Source organism: Nocardia sp. NPDC058480 (assembly GCF_042720495.1).
In the GTDB taxonomy this organism is placed as follows: domain Bacteria; phylum Actinomycetota; class Actinomycetes; order Mycobacteriales; family Mycobacteriaceae; genus Nocardia.
The window spans coordinates 139,765-159,276 of sequence record NZ_JBHXMN010000012.1 but is presented as its reverse complement, the minus strand read 5'-3'; the positions used below and the strand labels follow the sequence as shown (position 1 = coordinate 159,276).

General features: G+C 66.0%; 25 protein-coding genes and 1 tRNA gene. 8 read left to right on the top strand and 18 right to left on the bottom strand.

Annotation, left to right across the window (positions count from 1 at the left end; translation table 11 throughout):
• Positions 1-682: 682 nt before the first annotated feature.
• The 15 genes from ACFWO8_RS25270 to ACFWO8_RS25200 all read right to left on the bottom strand — a co-directional run bounded on the left by ACFWO8_RS25270 (position 683) and on the right by ACFWO8_RS25200 (position 11,702).
• The gene (locus tag ACFWO8_RS25270) at positions 683-814 is read right to left on the bottom strand and encodes a hypothetical protein (RefSeq protein WP_378963535.1); all 132 of its coding nucleotides are present in this window, start codon (positions 812-814) and stop codon (positions 683-685) included.
• An 880-nt stretch (positions 815-1,694) separates the two neighbouring features.
• Entirely contained in the window at positions 1,695-2,150 is a 456-nt protein-coding gene (locus ACFWO8_RS25265; protein WP_378963534.1) for a hypothetical protein, read from the bottom strand.
• A gap of 79 nt (positions 2,151-2,229) precedes the next feature.
• Entirely contained in the window at positions 2,230-2,934 is a 705-nt protein-coding gene (locus tag ACFWO8_RS25260; RefSeq protein WP_378963559.1) for a DUF2637 domain-containing protein, read from the bottom strand.
• Between the two features lie 83 nt (positions 2,935-3,017).
• The gene (locus tag ACFWO8_RS25255) at positions 3,018-3,344 is read right to left on the bottom strand and encodes a hypothetical protein (protein ID WP_378963533.1); all 327 of its coding nucleotides are present in this window, start codon (positions 3,342-3,344) and stop codon (positions 3,018-3,020) included.
• Positions 3,341-4,351 carry a hypothetical protein gene (locus ACFWO8_RS25250; RefSeq protein ID WP_378963532.1) on the bottom strand — a complete coding sequence of 337 codons (1,011 nt, stop codon included), beginning with the start codon at positions 4,349-4,351 and terminating at the stop codon, positions 3,341-3,343. The genes ACFWO8_RS25255 and ACFWO8_RS25250 overlap by 4 nt, the downstream gene beginning before the upstream one ends.
• Positions 4,348-6,372 carry a hypothetical protein gene (locus tag ACFWO8_RS25245; RefSeq protein ID WP_378963531.1) on the bottom strand — a complete coding sequence of 675 codons (2,025 nt, stop codon included), beginning with the start codon at positions 6,370-6,372 and terminating at the stop codon, positions 4,348-4,350. The genes ACFWO8_RS25250 and ACFWO8_RS25245 overlap by 4 nt, the downstream gene beginning before the upstream one ends.
• A 179-nt stretch (positions 6,373-6,551) precedes the next feature.
• Positions 6,552-7,064, bottom strand: coding sequence for a hypothetical protein (locus tag ACFWO8_RS25240; protein WP_378963530.1), 513 nt, complete (start codon positions 7,062-7,064; stop codon positions 6,552-6,554).
• Positions 7,065-7,092: 28 nt separating this feature from the next.
• Complete coding sequence (locus ACFWO8_RS25235; protein ID WP_378963529.1) at positions 7,093-9,183, bottom strand: AAA family ATPase; 2,091 nt, start codon at positions 9,181-9,183, stop codon at positions 7,093-7,095.
• On the bottom strand, positions 9,180-9,962 hold the full coding sequence (locus ACFWO8_RS25230) for a hypothetical protein (protein ID WP_378963528.1): 783 nt from the start codon (positions 9,960-9,962) through the stop codon (positions 9,180-9,182). Before ACFWO8_RS25230 ends, ACFWO8_RS25235 begins: the two co-directional genes overlap by 4 nt.
• Positions 9,959-10,378, bottom strand: a complete 420-nt coding sequence (locus ACFWO8_RS25225; protein WP_378963527.1) for an RRQRL motif-containing zinc-binding protein — start codon at positions 10,376-10,378, stop codon at positions 9,959-9,961. The genes ACFWO8_RS25230 and ACFWO8_RS25225 overlap by 4 nt, the downstream gene beginning before the upstream one ends.
• Positions 10,378-10,683 carry a hypothetical protein gene (locus ACFWO8_RS25220; protein ID WP_378963526.1) on the bottom strand — a complete coding sequence of 102 codons (306 nt, stop codon included), beginning with the start codon at positions 10,681-10,683 and terminating at the stop codon, positions 10,378-10,380. The genes ACFWO8_RS25225 and ACFWO8_RS25220 overlap by 1 nt, the downstream gene beginning before the upstream one ends.
• Positions 10,680-11,078, bottom strand: coding sequence for a hypothetical protein (locus ACFWO8_RS25215; protein ID WP_378963525.1), 399 nt, complete (start codon positions 11,076-11,078; stop codon positions 10,680-10,682). The genes ACFWO8_RS25220 and ACFWO8_RS25215 overlap by 4 nt, the downstream gene beginning before the upstream one ends.
• Positions 11,075-11,224, bottom strand: a complete 150-nt coding sequence (locus ACFWO8_RS25210; protein WP_378963524.1) for a hypothetical protein — start codon at positions 11,222-11,224, stop codon at positions 11,075-11,077. The genes ACFWO8_RS25215 and ACFWO8_RS25210 overlap by 4 nt, the downstream gene beginning before the upstream one ends.
• A complete protein-coding gene (locus ACFWO8_RS25205; RefSeq protein ID WP_378963523.1) occupies positions 11,224-11,496 on the bottom strand; it encodes a hypothetical protein in 273 nt (90 codons plus the stop codon). Before ACFWO8_RS25205 ends, ACFWO8_RS25210 begins: the two co-directional genes overlap by 1 nt.
• Positions 11,493-11,702, bottom strand: coding sequence for a helix-turn-helix domain-containing protein (locus ACFWO8_RS25200; protein WP_378963522.1), 210 nt, complete (start codon positions 11,700-11,702; stop codon positions 11,493-11,495). Before ACFWO8_RS25200 ends, ACFWO8_RS25205 begins: the two co-directional genes overlap by 4 nt.
• A 141-nt stretch (positions 11,703-11,843) precedes the next feature.
• Here ACFWO8_RS25200 and ACFWO8_RS25195 point away from each other — a divergent pair, with 141 nt between their 5' ends.
• Positions 11,844-12,611 (top strand): helix-turn-helix domain-containing protein, encoded by a 768-nt coding sequence (locus ACFWO8_RS25195; protein WP_378963521.1) that lies wholly within the window; start codon positions 11,844-11,846, stop codon positions 12,609-12,611.
• Entirely contained in the window at positions 12,586-13,053 is a 468-nt protein-coding gene (locus tag ACFWO8_RS25190; RefSeq protein WP_378963520.1) for an NUDIX hydrolase, read from the top strand. The genes ACFWO8_RS25195 and ACFWO8_RS25190 overlap by 26 nt, the downstream gene beginning before the upstream one ends.
• On the opposite strand, the gene ACFWO8_RS25185 is transcribed toward ACFWO8_RS25190, so the two are convergent.
• On the bottom strand, positions 13,046-13,594 hold the full coding sequence (locus ACFWO8_RS25185) for an HD domain-containing protein (protein WP_378963519.1): 549 nt from the start codon (positions 13,592-13,594) through the stop codon (positions 13,046-13,048). The two genes, ACFWO8_RS25190 and ACFWO8_RS25185, sit on opposite strands and share 8 nt — an antisense overlap.
• Positions 13,595-13,710: 116 nt before the next feature.
• Between ACFWO8_RS25185 and ACFWO8_RS25180 the strand changes: the two genes are divergently transcribed.
• A tRNA-Arg gene (locus ACFWO8_RS25180) sits at positions 13,711-13,773 on the top strand.
• 165 nt (positions 13,774-13,938) lie between these two features.
• Here ACFWO8_RS25180 and ACFWO8_RS25175 read toward each other — a convergent pair.
• Entirely contained in the window at positions 13,939-14,796 is an 858-nt protein-coding gene (locus ACFWO8_RS25175) for a hypothetical protein (protein ID WP_378963518.1), read from the bottom strand.
• On the opposite strand from ACFWO8_RS25175, the gene ACFWO8_RS25170 reads away from it, so the two are divergent.
• Positions 14,795-15,007: a hypothetical protein gene (locus ACFWO8_RS25170; RefSeq protein WP_378963517.1), complete on the top strand. Its 213-nt coding sequence runs from the start codon at positions 14,795-14,797 to the stop codon at positions 15,005-15,007. The genes ACFWO8_RS25175 and ACFWO8_RS25170 overlap by 2 nt on opposite strands.
• Before the next feature lie 195 nt (positions 15,008-15,202).
• Positions 15,203-15,727 carry an OmpA family protein gene (locus ACFWO8_RS25165; RefSeq protein ID WP_378963516.1) on the top strand — a complete coding sequence of 175 codons (525 nt, stop codon included), beginning with the start codon at positions 15,203-15,205 and terminating at the stop codon, positions 15,725-15,727.
• A 162-nt stretch (positions 15,728-15,889) separates the two neighbouring features.
• On the opposite strand, the gene ACFWO8_RS25160 is transcribed toward ACFWO8_RS25165, so the two are convergent.
• Positions 15,890-17,422 carry an alpha/beta hydrolase gene (locus tag ACFWO8_RS25160; RefSeq protein ID WP_378963515.1) on the bottom strand — a complete coding sequence of 511 codons (1,533 nt, stop codon included), beginning with the start codon at positions 17,420-17,422 and terminating at the stop codon, positions 15,890-15,892.
• 204 nt (positions 17,423-17,626) lie between these two features.
• Here ACFWO8_RS25160 and ACFWO8_RS25155 point away from each other — a divergent pair, with 204 nt between their 5' ends.
• The 3 genes from ACFWO8_RS25155 to ACFWO8_RS25145 all read left to right on the top strand — a co-directional run bounded on the left by ACFWO8_RS25155 (position 17,627) and on the right by ACFWO8_RS25145 (position 19,428).
• Positions 17,627-18,250, top strand: a complete 624-nt coding sequence (locus ACFWO8_RS25155) for a TetR/AcrR family transcriptional regulator (RefSeq protein ID WP_378963514.1) — start codon at positions 17,627-17,629, stop codon at positions 18,248-18,250.
• Positions 18,247-18,654: a RidA family protein gene (locus ACFWO8_RS25150; protein WP_378963513.1), complete on the top strand. Its 408-nt coding sequence runs from the start codon at positions 18,247-18,249 to the stop codon at positions 18,652-18,654. Before ACFWO8_RS25155 ends, ACFWO8_RS25150 begins: the two co-directional genes overlap by 4 nt.
• Before the next feature lie 267 nt (positions 18,655-18,921).
• Entirely contained in the window at positions 18,922-19,428 is a 507-nt protein-coding gene (locus ACFWO8_RS25145) for a hypothetical protein (protein ID WP_378963512.1), read from the top strand.
• Positions 19,429-19,512: the final 84 nt, after the last annotated feature.

The following is a 19,512-nucleotide window of genomic DNA, read 5'->3' as shown; positions in this document are numbered from 1 at the left end:
GCGGCCTTGATTGGTACCAGCAGTGAGGGTGCACGACGCCTGACACGGCGGACTGGCGTGGACAGCGTCGAATTTGCTTCCATGTCTGGCCAGAAACTCAAGCGCGTCGGCCCTGTGGAACTCGAACGGATAGTTCGGCTGCGGTTCGATATCGACACCGACCACGTCGAAACCCGCCCGGTGATACCCCGCCGCTGCACCACCAGCACAACAGAACAGATCCAGCAATCGCGGTCGGCGCCTGTTCCGAACAGACAACGCAGGGACCGAAAAGAGCCGGTTCGTCATGACGTAATTTTACCATCTGTCATGACGGCTCGTGCGGAATCGTGGCGATTCCGAGTCAGATTCACCAGCGATGACAACACAGTTTCGTTACATCAACGAATGCGAGAGTTGCTGGCTCACAGGCATTTCCGGAGCGCTGCGAAAGATCACTAACCGGTAGCTGCCCTCGTGCCGCAAGGTTGCCGACGGACACGACACCCGACGGGGGCGCCACCTCGGGCCGCCTGCTCGTGGCTGCGGTAGACCGCTTATCGGTCCTTGCCTTGCCCACCCTCTTGGGCGGCCTGCCCCCGCGGCGAGCGGATGCCTTTCCGCGGCCACGGCCGCGATCTCCCGATCCTGAGCGCTGCTCGGCCTGTGTGGTGTCTGTCCCTCTCGGTGTGGCCTGATGGCGTCACATCACCACGGCGGCGGGCGTCAAGGGTGGCCCTTGGGCCATCGGCGTGCCGACGCCGAAGGCGCCCTTGATGCTTGTTGCCGTGGTGATAGCCATCGAGCAGGCCGCGCCGAGAGGGACAGACACCACGCCCCCGCGATGGACCGCGCGACCTCCGGTCGCGATACCCGCCACCCGGCGCCAGCCCGCGCCGCACAGCTCCCGCTGACACACGAGCCAGCGCACCACGCACCCACGCACACGCGCTACACCACCACACCCACCACGACAACCGCGGCACTACACCGCAGCCACGCACACACGACGCCACCACCGTCACCGACTCCCAACGCACCACGCACCCAAACCCACCGATGTACTCCCAACGCAACCCATGTCTTTTTCTTTTTTCTTTGTCACTACCTACCACCCACCCTCCCTGACTTCTTTTTCAGATTTTTGATTGATTCCCCCCACCCCCTTCCACATCTCACTTTCGTTTCACGTAGTGAAAGTGAGATGTGGAAGGGGGTGGGGGGAATCGAGCGAAAATCTGGGCGCGAATGCGCAGGTCAGGGAGGGTGGGTGGTAGGTAGTGACCCGCCAGAAACTAGCCACAACTTCTGACACTTATTGTCTCGGCGTTTGCTGAGCCTTTGGCTACTTTTTCGCACCACTGACCTGCACCAAGATCGAATCTCCGTGGCAAGCGAGCGCAGCGAGTGCGGCAGCACCAAGAACCCGACCACGCTCGAACCGACAGCCGAAACACGAGACCCGGCCCTTCCTCGGCTGGACATTGTCCGCCCGACTGCCGGGCCCCTCAAGGGCGCTGCGCGTCGCCTCCGGCGATGGCCCAAGGGCCACCCTTGACCGACCCAACAGCCGGGCTAAGCAATGCCTTCGGAGGAAGGGCCAGGGGAACAGTCGGGGGAGCAGCAGGCCGAGGACAGTTCCACGACTGCCGACCGAATCCGGACACGAAAAAGCCCCCGACCCGTAGGTCAGGGGCTTTTCGTCTGGGCTGCGGTTACGCGGCGGGCGGGATGTAGGCGCCCAGGTCATAGATCCGGCCGTAGCCGCCACCGGCGACCGGGCCGACGTAGAGCAGCCCTTCGAGGCGACCGCCGACAGCGACACCGGCCACCCGCGCCCGGCGCAGACCAGCGCGAACCGCGCGCTGCACGTCACGGTCCAGGGTGACCACGCGCAGCCCTTCGTCCTGATCGTCGACGTAGTTCTCGGGCGCGATCTCCACGACCAGCTGCGAGTCGATCACCGGGTCGCCGGCCTCGGCCACCATCGGCTTGCGGTCGATCCAATACAGAGGCAGACCCTTGCCGTTGCGGCGGTGACGGCGGATCACGGCGATGATCTCGCCCGACACCCCGGCCCCAGCCTCGATGTCCTTTCCGAACGGGTTGGTCGCGCCCGCGCTCATGATCTCGGCGTTGATCTGGTCCAGGTCGGTCAGTGCGTTCGTCATTGTTTCTGTCCTTCGTTCGTGTGTTGGTTGAGGTGAGAAGTAGGCGGGGCAGGCTCGACACCTGCCCCGCAGTAACCGGTCAGCGAATGAACGTGAGCACCTCCGCTCCGGTGTCCACCGGCTCGGTAGACGCCAGGATCTGACCGACCCGAGCTTTGGACAGACCGACCGCGTCAGCGATCTCGCGGTACGACTCGCCCTCGGCATGGCGGCGCCGGATCTCCGCATCACGCTCGGCGAGCGGGTCCAACACCGGGGCGCTGTCCAGTGCGGCCAGTGCGGTCGTCAACCCGCCGTCCAGTGCTGTCCGGTCGCTGTCCAGTGCTGTCCACTCGGCGTCTACCGGTGTCGAGCCGCCGTCTAGTCCGGTCGCGGGGCTGTCTACCGGGCTCGGCGGGGTCCGGGGAACCTCGATCAGCGCCGTCAGGCCGTGCGTGGCGGCCAGACCGAACAGCGGGGCGGCACCGGCAACGGCCGCCGCGATGGCCGCAGGCAGAAGCCGCTGACCTGATTCCGCAGCGTGTAGACCATTTCCGACCACCGAAATCAGCTCGGCGGCGAACAGCTCACCCCAGAAGAACCACTTCGTCGCCACGGGGATCTCAATCTCCAGACGGGCCCGGCGCTGGAGCGAAACCAGCGCCACAGCCGACTGGACAATCGCTCCGTCGACGAAAATCGGGCCCGCCCACGCTAGACGGCTGTCAATCCCGGCCATGACAGCCAGCTCGGTCAACGCCGCGAACGACCACGCGAACGCCCCAAAAGCAATAACGATTGTCATCGCCAGTGCTGTCAGTTCGGCAGCGTCTCGCTTGTCACTAGACACCGGCTTGACCGGCTGTACAGCGGTTGTACGGGTGGTGCTCATCGGTCGTGTCCTTCCCACTCGATCGCGGCGAACGCGTTGACAGGCACGTGCACCAGGCGCTCCTGGTGGTCGTGCAGGGCGTGCCCGGCGAGCTGATCCAGGGCATCGTCCAGGTCGGTGGCCATCTCCCGGTTACGGTCTTCAAGGTCGGCGACCTGCTGCTCCAACACCGCGATCCGGGCGTGCAGATCGGTCTCCGGATCTGCGACGACCTCGGCCTGCGGCGAGCGGTGCAGCGGGATCACCTTGGCCAGCGTCACGGCCTGGCCGTGCTCGGCGACCGCGGTCGCCGGCATCGTCGACTCGACCGCTGCCGCGCTCACCTGTCCATCCCTTCTCGCTCCATACCGGCAGCGAATGCGTTCACCGACTGGGCGGCGTTGCCGAATGCATTCACCGCGCTGGTGCGGTCTGCGACACTGGCCGCGAAGGCCGGGACCGGGCGTGCTGGATCGTTGCGGGAGGCATCCCAGCTCGGTAGCCCAGCCTCGAAGTGAGTCAGCGGGTTCGCGACCGGCGGGAGCTCGGGGATCGGGGAGCTGCTGTCCGCGGTCGCGGTTACACGGTCGATGACCTCGTCGACGTCACGGACGTAGATCCCGCGCGACATGTCGCGACTGTGTTCGAGCGTGCGGCGCTGCAACGGCGTGGTGCTGGTGTCTGCCAGCTGGGCCGCAGCGGCGTCGGGATCGGTGTGCCACAGCTCCTCGGCCTTGTTGATGGCGACCCACTCGTCACCGAACCGGTGGTCTTCGTGATCCAGCCACACCCCCTCGTACTCGTTGGCGTCGAGCTGATCGGCGGGGTCGTACTCCTCCGGGTCGCCGCGGTAGAGCTGCGCGACGCGTTCGTAGTCGGTGCGCATCTGGGCCTCGATCTCGCTCTCGGTCTCGGAATCGAGGACGTGGGCGGCGGGGGTAATGTCGGTCATCGGTTCGTGCCTTTCGAAACTGCTGTTCAGGGAAATGGTTGGTTCGTGGCCGGGCCAGTAGCCCTTGTCGGCCAGCTCGCGTGCTTGCATGTGGGAAGACCAGCGAGTGGTGTCCATGTCGGGCGGCCGCAATCCGCCCGGCATGGTCTTCTCGTGGGCCTGTTTCATCGCTTCCGGCGCGAAGATCCACGCGCTGTAGATCTCGTCGAGCTCATGCCACCGGGGCCCGACCTGTGCATCGGTCGCCCATCGGGCGCGGACCTCGGCCGCCTGCAACTCCGGCAGCACCGGGTCTGCGGTGAGCCGGGCGAAGTCGGCCCGCCACAGCACCTCGTTCTCGTCGGCAACCCGGTCGGCGTAGCGGGCGATGAACGGGTCGTCCAGGTCGTCGGTGCTCATCGCTCATGCCCGTCGCGCTCGGTCTCGGGGGCGAACGCGTTCACCGACGTGCTGGCGTTGTTGAACGCGTTGACCGGCGTCCCGACTTCGGCGGCGGATTTAGTGGGGCGGTCGACTTCCTTTTGCTCCGGACGCGGGCTCTTGGTTACTGAGGTGGTCTCGGCGCCGACCGGATCGGCCAGACCAGCGTCCACAAGCCTGTCGTGTGTGAACACCGCGTCCCGTACTCGGGCCCGGGTCTCCTCGGAAACACCGATAGTCGCCAGCGCGCCGTCCAGGGCACCCCTTCCCGCCAACAGGGCCATGACCTCGTCGATCTTCTTGTTCGACTCGGTATTCGTCCCTTTTGCGGCGGCAGTCGGGGTAGTACTCGCCTGACGCGCCGCGCTACCGAAACGTTCCTTCGCCGGCGTCATCGACGCGACCTTCTGCACCGCCTGGTCCCGCTCGCCACGGAACTTGTCGCGGTCGGCGAGGGCCTGGTCCCGCTCGGCGGTCAGCGCTGAAAGCTGCCTGGTCAGCTCAGCATTGCGGTCGGTCAGGTCGCCGTTGTGCTCGATCGACAGGTTGTGCCGCTGCCGCAAACTGTCGCGGTCACCCGCCACCCGCGCGGCGGCGGAACGGGACTCCTCAACTTCCCGATGCCACAAGGTCACCTGCTCGTTGAGCGCCCGGTTCTGGACACCCGCCGGTGTACCGCTCATGCGGTACAGGCTGGTGCTGCCGGGGTATTCCCAGTCGACCTCGGCATCGTCGATATCGAGCTCGACTCTCTCGCCGGCATTCCATTCGGCGCATTCGATGGTGCGGTCCGCGTATTGGAGTGCACCATGCTCATCGGTGCGCACGAGGACGCGCTCGGCCCGCACTTCGCGGCCGGTGACCGGGTCGGTTCCAGCAATCGAGATCTCGGTGCGGTGACCGGCTCGTGTGGTGCCCGACTCCACCTCGATTTCGTGATCGCCTCGCCACCAGGAGACAGCCTGGGAAGCGAACATGTGGTCACCGTGAACCGACCGGGTGTTGCCCCCGGGATCCTGGCCGTACCGCGGGGCGACCTGCACGCCCACCGATTCAGTCGTGGCAGGCACCCGCGCCACGGCCGACTCGGCGTGTGCCAGCGCCACGGTCTCGCTCGGGTGCCAGCTCGACGACGGCTCCCACCCTGCATAGACCGTGACCTCGTACTTCGAGTTCGCGACGATGTTGTCGCGTTCATGGGCGACCTGCCGCAACGGAAGGCCAGCCGCTCTGACTTCGCGGGCAGCTGCACGCATTTCACGGTCGCGACGTGCCATCGTCACCGCATCCGCGGTGCCGACTCGACGCAACGCCAGCTCCGCACCACGCAGCTGCTGGACCGCGTCCTGCTGTACTGGGTTCATGTCCTCCCACGCCAGCGGCGGGCGGGCGTTGAGGCGGGCCTGCTCGCGGTTGCGCTGCGCGACCAACACGCGTTCGTTGGCCTCGCGGCGCCCCTGAACCCAGGTCTCCGACCGCACCGCCGCGGCTCGCGCGTTGCGCGCCTCGTCGGCGTCCATCGGCTTGAACACGGCCCCCAACGGGCGGGAGGGGTGAGCCTGAACCTGCGACAGCGCCTGCGAGACCTGCCCACGCTGCTCGAACGAGAGCGGCGAAGCGTGCGCTCCGGCCTCGATCGCGTACCGGATCCGCGCCAACCGCTGATGATCGACCTCGGCCTGGTCTGAGGTATAACCAGGCGACTGTCGGCGCTCCTGCTCGGCGAGGACTTCGGCGTGATAGTCGTTGACTCGTTTGGTGCTCCACGCCTGCGCCATGCGCTGCTCGCCGACCTGCGTACGCAGGGTCTCGACCAGTTCGCGGCGCTCCTTGCGCGAGAGCTTCGGCATCTTGGTCTTACCCTGACGGCCACTGTGGGAGGCAATGAATGCCCGTGCAGCGGCCATGATCTGGCCTAGCGCGCGACCGGTGTCGCGGGTGATCTCGTCCTCGGTGGACGGGCCGCCGTTAGCGTGGCCACTATTGCTTTCTGACGTCATGAACATTGGTGAATCTCCTTCTTGGGGTTGGGGTTAGAACTCGTCGCAGTAGCAGTCGCCGTCATGGCCACCGCAGCTGGAGCAAACGGAGTTGGCGTCGCGGTAGGTCGGTTCGGCGCAGTAGCACTCATCGGGTGGGCACTGGCGGCGGCATGAACTCTGGACGTTGTTGTCGGGCATCAGTTCTCCTTCTTGATGGGGTTGGGGTTTGCGCGGCGGGTCTCGTAGCTGGCGCGACGGTGCGCCAGCTGCTCGACATGCCGACGGATCCAGCTGCCGGTATCGGCGACGGCGTAGTAGGCCATGCGGGCGGTCTCGATCGCACCGGGCCGACCTGCGCAGTGCCACCACCCGAACGCCGCTACAGCCAGCACGTACAGCGACAGCGGACCGGGCAGCGGCAGCACCGTCACCGCGGTGGCAGCGACCGCGGTACCGGCCACAGCCGGACCCCAGATCCGCGCCCAGTCATGGACCCGGGTGGCACGCTTCACGTGCGGCTTGGCGACGCGGCCGAACTGGCCACCGTCCTGGGCGACTGGGACCAACTTCGCAGCGAGCTTGGCCGCCGCACTGCCGTCCAGGTCGTCTTCGAGGGCTGCGAGCTGGGCCTGCTGCGGGGCGGTCAAACCGCCGCCCAGCAGGTCTTCGCCGTGCTCGTCGGGACCAGGTAGCGGATTCGGTGTAGACATGATGAATCTCCTTTCAGCTCAGGCGGTTTCAGGCCGGACGGCGCTTGGTCATCGGGATAACCGGCGCCAGTTCGGCGGTGTCCGCCTCGGCCGGAGCGGGAGCCAATGAGGCGGTCATGCCCGGCAACGGGCGCTGACGTTCGAGAGCGGCGTCGTCGAGCATCGACACTCGGCCCCACCGGGTGCGGCCACCGGCGACCCACACGACGTCGCCTTTCTGCATGGCGCGCAACCGGTTCGGTGGGGTGATGTACTCGTCGTTGGCCTGGACGTTGCCTTCGTCGCCGACCTTCGAGCCGCCGATCAACTTGCGGCTGAAGTCGAACTTGCGGCGGGTGCCGTAGATGTTCGCGATCTGTTCGGGATTGGTCGTGCGACCGATCAGCGAGCCACCTGAGGCCGCCGAGACCAGACCGGTGCGGGCGTCGTCGTCATAGCCCAGGCCCTGCCAGGTCTGCGCGATCCACCACGAACCGACACCTGCTTTGCGCAGGCGTTCTACCCATTTCACCGCGCGGGTTTTGCCGTCGGCGACCGCGCTGAATTCATCTACGGCCATGAGGATCTGGCGTCCGTGCTCGACGTCGGCGAGCTGTTCGAGCATGCAGCCGATCGCACCGAACTGGCCGCGGGCGCGGTCCGGGGTCTTGACGCCTTCCAAGACCACGTAGAGGAAGTCGTAGTCGGTGATCGACTTGCCCTCGTCGAATTTCTCGCCCAACGAGCGCCACAGGTTGCCGAACTCGGCACGTGCCGAGTGCAGCACCTTCTGCTTGCCCGCGATCGTGGAAGCGATCTCGTGATCGACACCCGGCACACCAGCCCACGGAATGTCCTGGTCGTAGATGCCGCCCCACAGCTGAGCGAGCTTGCGCTCGTCGAAGCGGGACATGAACTCGAACCAGTCACGCGGCGGGTTCTCACCCTCCGCCGTGGGCACGCCGTCCTTGATCACCACCCGCGCCGGCGCATCCACGATCAGGTGGATCAGCGTCTCGCGGATCTCGTAGAAGTACTTCTCGGTGTCGGTCGTCGGCGTGGAGCCGCCGGAAATCATCGACGACAGGATCGAACGCAGGTCATCGCGCTTTTCGGTGCCCCACATGTTCAGCGACACCTCAGGGAAGATGCCGATGCGCTCGTCGGGCACACCCATCGCCTTGAACCACGCGGCCATGCTGCGGGCGACCTTGAGGCTCTCCGGACCGCCGTTGCAGTCGAGCACCAGCACCTGCGGGCGGCCCGGGCGGTTGCTGCTCCACCACCGACGATGACGAACCCAGGTCGCCACGAACCAGCTGACCAGCACCCGGCGCATCAAGGTCGTCTTGCCCGAGCCCGACGACGCGACGGTGGTCATGTGCTCAGACAATGCGATCCACGGCACGATCAGGCGGGTCTCGTTGCGGCCCAACAGGGTCCGCACCATCGACTTGGTCGGAGCCTGGGTCTGCTCGTGCGCCAGGCGCCCGATCACCACATCAGGGCTGAACCCACCCGTGGTGAAAGGCAAGCGACGCTTGGCCATGCGGGCGGCACCGCGCTGCTCACGCTGGGACTGGGCCCACAAGGCGCGCTCGGTGCGGGCGGGCGACTGCAGACCGACCGTGGACAACTGCACCCGAAAGTGCGTGTACGCCAACGTCGCAGTAAGCCACGCGGCCGGAACCAGGACCACGGCCATACCCAGCAGACCGGCCACATGCTGACCGGCCATGAACTCCCGGCTGGCCTCGGTCGCCATCGTGCCCGGCGCCAGGATGTCCCAGTGCCACAGCGCGGTCGCGCCCGGCATCACCGCCAGCGACCCGAGCAACCAGTTACGCAGCTTCGTCGGATTCCAGGCGTGCAAGGTGGCCGGAACCATGATCATCACGGTCAGCACCAACACCGCGACCAGGCACGTACCGGCCAACAAGGCCGCGTCGGTCACACCGTCGAGGGAAACCTCCGACAGCTTCGGCAGCCACCCGATCGGGTCGGACTTCAGCCCGATCGGCGGCATCGTCGGGTCGACCTGGATTTGTGGTGCCTCGGTCGGTGACGGCTGGGCCGACAGCACCGGTGTCGGAGCGTAAGGGGCGCAGTCTTTCGGGGTGATCATCGGCGTGCAAGTCATGACGACACCGCCTCTCCATGCTCGTTCGGGTCTGTGACCTGGTAGATTTCGTGATCAGCGGCTCCGCCCGCGATCACCCGGAGACCGGGTCGCAGATCGGAAGCGGGCTTGGTGGGCTTGAGCAGCTCTGCGTCGAGATCGGCCAACCGCATCCGGATCGGGTTCTGCTCGAACAGGCCGGCCGCTTTCAGCTCGGCCGCGGCCTTGGTAATGACCTTCTTCACGCGGTCACCGCGGTAGTAGTAGATGAGCCCGGCGCAGTCGGCAGCACGCGCGGCCTGAAAGGCTTGGGCAACAGCGGTTTTCGCTGCCTTGAGGTTCTTGTCGGTCAGCTCGACCTCGACCGCGATCAGCTCGCCCGACGCGTTGATGTAGCGGCCGTCGTGGATATGTGGGCGGGTCTCGCCCAGCACTGCGGGCGCGACTTCCGACCGCAACTGACGCTCTGAAATCCAGCGCTCCAGATCCATCCCGACCAATGCAAGCCGCACCTCAAGGACCGTGCGGGTGTGGTTAGCCATCTTCGGCGACGGCATCCAGTACTTCGTCGACCGGCCCAGCAGCGCGTCAGCGGTCGAGCGGGTCGGGGTGATCCACGACGGGCCCGGAACCGGGCGCATCCCCAGCTCGGAAACCACCTTGGCCTTGCGCAGCTTCTTGACGATCCGGTACGCGCGGGACTCACTCACGCCCAGCATTTGCGCCACCAGATCCAGTGGGGCTCCGTACATGTCCGACAGCACCGTCAGCAGCACCATCTCGCGAGAAGTCAGATTCACCTCTCCATCTCCTCTTCTCGTTCGTGTTCAGCGACGGCCGCAAACGCGTTCACGGAAGCGGTCGCGCCGAACGCGTTGACTGACTCGTTGGTGTTCCATGCCGGACCTGGATCGCCGGTTGGCTCGTCGAACTCGGCACGGTCCACGCCGCGGCGTTCCGCGGCCCGCAGCTGGCGCTCGCGGGTGGCCTTCGCCAGCGCCACGCGCTGCGCCTCACTCGGCTGACGCTTCGGCGCGGCCTTCGCCACGTCGAATAGGTGCGCCACCAGCGGTTCTTTGCGGCTGCCGCGTGAGCGAGTGATTCGGCCTGCAATGTCTTGGCCGTTCGGGCGCAAACCCTCAGCAGCCAACTGGCGACGAGTGCGCAAATGCGCTGGCGCGGAACGCCACTCGTAGGTCGGGATTCCCTCGCTCATCACGGCACCTGAGTGGGCTGCGCACGCTGCACGTGCACGCAATCGGTCCGCGTGGCCTCGTGCGCCCGGCAGATATTCGGCGACGGCACGTAGCTTTGCTGGTCAACCCATGCGATCGAGCAGCCAACCATCCCGATCAGGACACATACGGCCAGCACGATCAGACGCAGAGCAGGCGGCAGGTGGTTCACCGGGGCGTAGACCGCGCCGATACCAGCGAACTCCGGCCGAGACATCGACCCGAGTGCGCTGCGCCCGACCTGGTTGCGGTCCTCGTGAGGCGCCCGGAACACTCCGCCGCTCATCGCTCGACGCCGTCCCGCTCGACAGTGCGGGCGATCGCATCGGCAATCGTGTTGTCTGGCTCGCGGGCGACCTGCTCGCGATTGACCTGCGGATACTCGCGGATCTTCCACGCGCTGTCACGGGCCGACGTCAACCAACTGGTAAGGCCGGGGGCGTATGACACGGCGGCATCGAGACGCCTTGTCGCAGACTCGACGTTCACGCTGCCGTATGTGAGCGAGAGGTAGTCGATCTCCGGGTCGGGCTGGTTGTATCGCTCCGCGTACGGCTCCAATGCCGCGTAGCGGGCCTGCAATGCGACCGTGCGACGCTGCAGGATCTCCTGCTCAGCGATGATCGAGTCCAACTCGTCCAGCAGGTCATCCGGATCGAAGAACGGTTCGTCGATGGTCATCGCCGCACCCCTGCCCGCTTCGACGAACGCCACAGCCACACTGCACCGACGACCATCAGGACGAATCCCAGGACGTCCGGCGCGATCAGCACCATGCAACCGACTGACAACAGCGCGACCGCGGTCATGAATGTCTTGCCGCGCATCACCGCTCACCGCCGTTGGCGTTCCGTGCCCGACGCCGGCGGGATTGAGCCGACTTCAGCGCAAGCCGCGTGTAGTGCGCCTTGCGGGCCTGATCGGATCGATAGGCGCGCTCCTCAGGGCTCAACAACCCATCCGGATCGACGAGGCGGTCGAACTTGCTCAGCATCGCCGCGCGAGCCTTCGCAGTACGCTCAGCGCGATCGCCAGTACGTGCCCAGGACTCGTGAGCTGCGATCCGCGCCTGCAATGTGCGTTCGGTCGGAGTGCTCATGCCACACCGCCCGTGGCCAGCTCTGCCGGACGCACCAGCGCGAGCAGCTCGGAACGCTCGACGCGGAGCAAACGGCCGTTGATCCGGTACCCGGCGATGTCGCCGGAAGCGATCCAGTTCCGGATCGTCTTCGAGTCGACGTCGATCAGCGCTGCAGCCGTCTTCAAGCTGATCAGGTTTCGCGTCTCCGATGCGGATTTATCCACGTTCCATCTCCTTGCAAAGTGGGAAAGTTCCTGTCTTTCACCACTTTTCGGGAATTTGGAGGACTTCTTCACCGCATAGGTGGACGAACGTAGACGTCTGACGTAGATTTAAGACGTCCCTAGACGTCCCCTGGAGGAATCATGGCGAACGAACGACTTCGCGAGGCGCTCCTGCGCAATGGCCTCGACATTTCCGACGTCGCCGAGCGCGCTGGCGTGGACTCGAAAACAGTCGAGCGCTGGATCACCAAGGGGCGCGCGCCGTATCCACGCCATCGGCACGCCGTCGCGGCGCTCGTTCGGGAGACCGAGAACTACCTGTGGCCGGACGCCGTGTCGTCAGAACGACGAGCGGAGGTAGGCGAGTCCGAGGTGATCACCGTATTTCCTCACCGCAACGACATCCCTTCGGACCTGTGGAAGCGGCTGCTGGCCTCTGCGACGGAGCGGCTGGACATCCTCGTGCTCGCAGGACTGTTCCTCGCCGAAGAGCCCGAGTTCACCAAGGCCGTCCGGAAACGCACCCGCGAAGGATTGAAAGTGCGGATGATCTTCGGTCGGCCGACCGCACCCGAAGCCGACAAACGCAGCGCGGAAGAACGCCTGGCATCTGGAACTGTAGGGGCACGAATCAACAACGCCCTCGCGTTGGTGCGGCACCTAGGCGATGTCGACGGCGTGGAGCTCCGCTATCACGACACGACGCTGTACAACTCGATCTTTCGATTCGACGACGAGATGGTCGTCAATATGCACGCCTACGGCCTCCCCGGCGCCCACGCCCCCGCCATGCACATCCGTCAACTGCCCGCCGGCGACCTCTTCGATACGTACATGACTAGTTTTGAGTACGTGTGGGCAACCGCGACGGAGGACGACGGCAATGGGACGAACCGACTACTTCCATGACCCAGCAGCACCGCAGCCGAACGCCATCAAGGTGGCGGTCAGCGCGGTCGTGCTCGACGAATTGGGCCGGATCTTGATGATCCGGCGTACAGATAACGACCTGTATGCCATACCCGGCGGCGGACTCGAAGCAGGCGAGACCGTCAGCGAAGCCGTGGCGCGCGAAGTCCTCGAGGAGACCGGCATTCGGGTGGAGGTCACCGACCTCGTTGGTGTCTTCTCGAACCCGGAGCACGTCATCGCCTACGACGACGGCGAAGTCCGGCAGGAGTTCTCGATCTGCTTCCGCGCGCGACCTGTCGGCGGATCGCTGCGCACCAGCGAGGAGTCCAAAGAAGTGCTGTGGGTCGCACCGACCGCGGTCGAATCGCTCAACGTTCACCCCTCGATCAAGCTGCGAATCAGCCGAGGCATGGAAGACGCAACACCGTACTTCACCTGACCTCTACGCCTGCGAGCCGCACGGCGGCCTCTGTGCGCTCGGCAGCAGCCACCAATTGAGGCGCCGATTCCGCGACAGACGCCGACACGACGTGATCGGGACCATACCGGTCAAGAACCTCCGCGATACGGCTGTGAACGTTGGTCGGCTCGCCCGTCGGCGTTGTGGACATGTCCGCCCACCACAGAGCATCCCGCAGCGGCGTTCGCTCGTCCTCCCAGAGCAGCGGAACCCCGCGGCGTCGGGCTTCCACGCACGCACACGAATGGTTCGCGACAAGCGCGCACAGCCTGTGTGACGCCCCCTGTGCACGTAGGAACTCGGCACCATCGACAGGATGGAACCCCGTCGTCGCCAGCTCGGCGCTGTAGCCGATGTCATGTAGCCAGGCCGCCGCGACAAGCAGCTCCGCGTCGTCGACCGCGTCGGCAACAGTCGCTGCTCGACGCGCCACACCCTCGACATGCTGTAGTCGCCGGGGAAGGTCACGCAGGTACGCTCGCGCGAGTTCCTCAGCTCTGGTAACGATGTCGTCGGTCACAACTAATACGGTATCGAGCAGGGCAAGCTCGGGGTGTTCTCAGCCACGTTGGGGCGGTTTCCACCACCTAGAGACTTTACGATTTTGCTCGCGCCTGACTTGCATATCCACAGGTCAGCACAGTGTTCAGTGCCAAGGAACTTCTAATCTCTAGGTCGCAGGTTCGATTCCTGCCGGGGGCGCAACCCTCCACCTGCATTTTCGCAGGTGGAGGGCTAGTTTTGGCGTCGCAGGTTCGATCCCTATTGGAACCGTGACTTCGTTGACCCCGCCGCACACCGCGTCCATCACCTGAGACTTCCGTGGACCCATAGCTGTCACCCGACATCTAGGGCGTGGTGCCGTCAGGACTCGGTGGGCAGCGCCAAGGCGGCGTCGATGGTGGTGTCCAAGAAGGCGAGGGTGTCGCGGCGGCGGGCCAGCGGGTTGCGGTAGCTGCGATAGCCCTCGGCACCGTTGGTGCGCAGGGACAGGCTTTCGGCGATAACTGGCTGCCAGCGCGGATCGAACACCTTCTGGGCATACCGACCGGCGCCGGATTTGGAGGTCATCGTTCCGGTGGCGAGCAGATGGTGCAGCCGACTCACACCGAGAACAGCCCAGACCGGGAACCACGCGCTGAGGCCGATGATGAGAGGCAGCGGACGCCGCTGCTGGTTCTGTTGCCACCACGGCCGCCAATAGGCGCGGAGGTTATCGATAGTGAACTCGTGCAACGCATTCCGGTCAGCCCAGAGGTCGATATCGGCCGGTTGTGGGCCGCGTACTGCGATCCCGTGCCAGGCCAGCTCGCAGAATGTGACCGGGTTGATGCCAGACCGTCCAGCCGGTGCGAACCGGCTCTCCTGGGCGCAGGGGACGTCGGGGCAGACGCTGGGTCCGGCAGCGAGGTCGGCCCAAGTGAGAACCACGCCATCGAAATTCGGCCGAGGAGAAGCGGCCACTGTCGCGGCGTGCGCCCGGGCCAGCGCCTCCATCTCTCGAGATTCCCTCTCGAGGCGCTGGTCGGTCACCGCGACGAAGTCGATATCGCTGGCCGTAGTGAGCCGGCCGCGCCCGGCCCCGTGTGAATGGAAGTCGCCCAAGGCGACCGATCCGACAAGATAGAAGCCGGTGACCAGGCCCGGTGCCAACTCGTCGATGGCATTCAGGAACAGTTCCACACTCCGACCGACCTCGGCCGGAAGATCGTCGCCAGACATGCCAGACAACCTACCGGCCGACCGCATTTCTTCGAACTCAATCTCATGGGGCAGAGGCCTTTCTGGAGATGGCATCGAATCCCACATCCTCGAACAGTGCGTCTTCGACATCGGCATACAAGCGATCCTCGGCTACACCTGCGGAGACCGCGACGAACGCGAATACAACCCTGAACCCGCCGCGTTCGGCGGACTCATCCTTTTCGGGTGAGCCACGTCCGCTCCCGATATGTGAATCTGAGCATCGTCCTAACCTTCGGCCGTCTGGTCACAGAAGCGAGGCCCCGAGATGCCGGCTCATGAGTTCGCGCGGCCTGTCGAGAACGGTGGCCGCCGGTTCCGGGGGCTGCTCGAGTATCACCGACCCAAGGCCCACTTTCCGGCATCTACAGATCAGGAGAATCCGATGAAACTCAGAAGCAGCATCTGTGGGATCGCATCGATCGCGATGGTTGCGCTGATGACCGCGGCTTGTGGATCCGACGATGACTCCTCCGCCCCGGCAACCACCTCGACCACCCAGACCGACGCCGTGCGCAGCAGTGTCGCCGCGACGGCGTCCTCAGTGGTGAGCTCCGTGCGCGACACCGCGCAGCAAGCAGTTCAGGACGCGATCAACACGGTCTTGGCGGCCGCACCGATCACCTTCGACGCCGGTAGTTCCGACCTTGGCGCAGGCGCCGTCGCGACCCTCAAAGCGGTAGCGGTCCCGTTGCAGGGCAACGACACCGAGATCCAGATCGAGACCTACGCCGAGGATTCGAATGTCGTCACGGCAAAATCGCTAGCCGAGGCCCGCGGTGACAACATCGCGGCCGCGCTCGAGGGCGACGGCATCGACAAGTCGCGGATCACGGTGAAGTCCGATGCGAATCCCTCCGACCCGGCGGTCGATGCCGACGAGGCCACGATCACGGTGGTCAACGAATAATCGATATCAGCGCCGACGGCCCGTTCGCCTTGTGCGGCCTCGCGCGTACGGCGAGCCGCGCGTAGATCTGGAGGAATGCTCGGTGCAGAGCCCGCGACCGCTTCGAAGCCGCGCGGCGTGTCCAGAGGAGGGTTTTCTCGGGCCGTGTGCCGGAGTGAAGCGTCACAGGCTGCAGCGTGCGTCGGCGGGCGGGGTTTCGAGGTCGAGGAGATAGGCGTTGACCACGTCGTCGACGCACTCGCTACCGCCGAGGAGGTAGGCGCCGTGCTGGTTGCCGTCGACGGTGAGCAGGCTTGCTCCGAGGGCTTGCGCCATCGCGATGCCGCCCTCGTGTGGCGTCGCGGGATCACCGGTGGTCGACACGACGAGCGTCTCGGGGAGACGTTCGGCATCTGCGAGCCAGGGCTCGTCACGCGTGGGCGGTGCGGGCCACGCCTCGCACTCGCTGTGGTAGTTCCCCGCCGTGAACACGTCGAGGTCGAACATCGGCGCGATATGCCCGATCTCGCGTGCGAGCGCTGTGTGTTCCGCGGGCGTCAAGCGGGGCCAGTCCATGCACCGCACGGCGATGCTGGTGTCGAGGTCAGGGAAGCCGTCGCGCAGGGCGAGCACTTCGTCGGCGCGCCCTGCCGCGAGCGCTGTCAGGGCGGAGATGACTTCGGGCCATTTCGCCTCCGCGTACAGGCCGCCGCTGATGCCGAGGTAGACGTCCCAGACGCTGGCGGCTCGGCCGCCGGCCGCCTGCGTCTCGATGAGAGGCCGCACGATCTCGTGCAGGCGATCGTTCGTGGCCGCGGGATCGGTGCCGAGTACACAGTCGGGCGATTCGGCGCAGAGCGCGGCGAGGTCGTCGAACCGGGCCTGCAGGCCTTTGAATTGAGACAGGCGGAATTGGCTCGCCGTCAGGTCGGGCGCGACGGCTCCGTCGAGGACGATCGCGCGGACCTTCTCGGGGTAGGTCGTTGCGTACATGGCGCCGAGCTCGGAGCCGTAGCTGTAGCCGAGGTAGGTCAGCTGGTCGTCACCGAGCGCCGCTCGCATGATGTCCATATCGCGCACAACGTTCGTCGACCCGGCGTTCACCAGGTTCGCGATGCCGCCGGAGCCGTCGGTGCAGCGCTGCGCGAGCTCGACTGCCTGCTCGGCGCTCGTGATGTCGTACACCGCGCCGAATCGCGGCCCGTCGCCGGCGTCGTATTCCTCGTCGGTGTAGCAGTCGAGGGCCGGGGTCGACGACCCGGTCCCGCGAGGGTCGAAGCCGACGATGTCGAAGCGCTCGCCGACGGGGCTCGCCTGCCACAGCGGCACGGTCGACGCGACGAGGCTGGTGCCGGATCCTCCCGGGCCTCCCGGGTCGATCAGCAACGAGCCCTCGGCCTCGCCCGTGGCGGGTAGGCGCAGGAGCGCGACCCGTACCCTCTCGCCCGCTGGCTCGTCGTAGTCGAGCGGCACGTCCACCGCGGCGCATTCGAGCGCGGGGTTCGCGAACAGCTCGGCGTCCGCCGCACTCGTCGCGGTGGCCTCGCACCCGCCCCAGTCGAGCTGTTGCCCGCGGTAGGCGCCGAGGTCCGCATCAGCGCCGGAGCCCGGTGCAGGAGAAGCGGACGTACAGCCGGCGAGTAGGAGCGTGGCGGCCGCGACGAGCCCGGCCGTGAGGCGCCGGGATCGATTCGGGAGTCGAAGACGTGATCGCATGCGTTTCCTTTGTCGTGTACGGGGCTGGATCTGGGGCCTCAGCTCCCGATCCCGTCGTGCGATCCCTGCCGCACCGTCCCAGGGGTCGCACCAGTCGCTCACGTCTGGCCTCGTCCAAGGCCGGGACCACCGCCGCGAGCTTTTCTAGCATGACCATGCCAGAAAAAATAGCATGCACATGCTAGAAGCGCTACAGTGAGGTTCGTGCCCAAAAGAGTTGACCCGGATGTCCGCCGGGAGCAGATCGCCGACGCCGTGATCGACGAGATCGCCGAGCACGGGCTCCGGTCGGTGACCCTCGCCCGGATCGCCGCCCGCACCGGCTTGGCCATCGGGAGCATCCGGCACTACTTCGGCGACACCATCCGCGAGGTCATGCGCTTCGCCTTGGGCGTCCTCATGCAGCGCGCCATGGGCCGCGCCGCGACGATGTCCGACGACCCGACGACACGGATCGTGGACGTCATCGCCTTCGCCGCACCCACCAGCGAGCAGGAGCGCAAGGAGAACATCGCCATGGTCGAATACCGCGTCATGGCGCGCACGGACCCCGAGCTCGCGGCCGACGTCGCCGCAACCTCTCTCGCGGGCGCGGAAGTGATCCGCTCGCTGCTGCGTGATGCGCTAGCCGACCGCGCGGTCGACGAGGAAGCGCTGCACCGCGAGGCGCTCCTGTTGTTCGCCCTGATCGAGGGCTTCTCGTTCAGTTCGGCGCTGTTCTCCGCCCCGTTGCGCGAGACGGACATCCGTGCCGTCGTGACGGCCACCATGCACCGCCTGCGCGGCGCTTATCCGGCTTCCGAACAAGACGAAGGAGATCCACGATGACCGTGCACCTCAGCCACCCCGACGGCCTGCTCCAGCAGAAAGACTATGCGCCCGTCGCCACGACCACCGGCTCCCGCCTGCTCCTGCTGGCCGGCCAGCTGGCCGTCACGCCCCTCGGCGAAACGACGGCGACCGACCTCGCGGCCCAGGTCCATGACGCCCTTCGCAACGTCGCGACAGCCGTGAGGGGCGCGGGGGGCGCTGTCACCGACATCGCGCGATTGACCTTCTACGTCGCCGGCTGGACCACCGACATGGCCGACGAACTATGGGAAGGGACCTCACGCGCCCAGGAATCCGACGGCTTCAGCGCGCCTCTGCCTCCTGTCACCGTCATCGGCGTACAGACCCTGTGGAGGCCCGACCTCCTCGTGGAGATCGAAGCCACTGCAGTCCTGGACTGACCCATCGGCCACCAAGCGTTGTCCAGCTCCTCGACGGCGCCCGACGTCGACTATCTCGCATTGATTGACCAATCGAGTTCTGTTGCTGGACAAGTTCTTTCATAGGTCGTCGACAGAGTACAGCCAAAGAACATTACATAGGTTAGGCTAACCTGATTTATTAGGCACCGTGGTGCACTTGCACCACCACGGGTCCGGATTCATGCCCGGCGCGACGCAACTGCTCTATTCGGCGTTGTGCTGGGCCACCGCCAACCAGAGGAAGACATGCTGACAGTCCTCGAATCGGGTACGCCGATCGATATCTCGTTCACCGACCTGATGAAATACCACGGCCCGCACTTCCCCGGCGGGGTGGCGCACGCGTACTGCGCGATGCGGCACGCTGTCGCGGTGCTCGGCCCCGTCGAGCGCCGCGAGGTCACCGTCCGCACCGCGTTCCCCGGTCCCGGCGGACGAGACGCGATCGAAATGGTGTTGCGAGCGGTCACCGGCGACCGTTTCGTCGTCGCGCCCGAACTCGCCGCGACCGACCGTGGCACCACCCTGGCCCGCTACGTCTGGGAATTCAGCTATCGCGACCGGACCGTGTCGGTGCGATTGCGCGACGCGGGATTCGTCACCGACGAATTCATCGCACTCGGCGCCCGGAGCGACCGCACCCCGGCGGACGACGAACGACTGACCGTGCTGAAGCAGGAGATGACCGACCGGTTGCTCGCCGGCGAAGTGGGCGAGGTCTACGAAGAGGTGCCGGGGGTCCAGGCACGATAGATCCGGCGTTGCTGCCACACGACAAGCCTGTTTCGGCAGGTCAGGCCGTGAGACGGCGGTCACGCCGATGCGATGCCGGGCGGA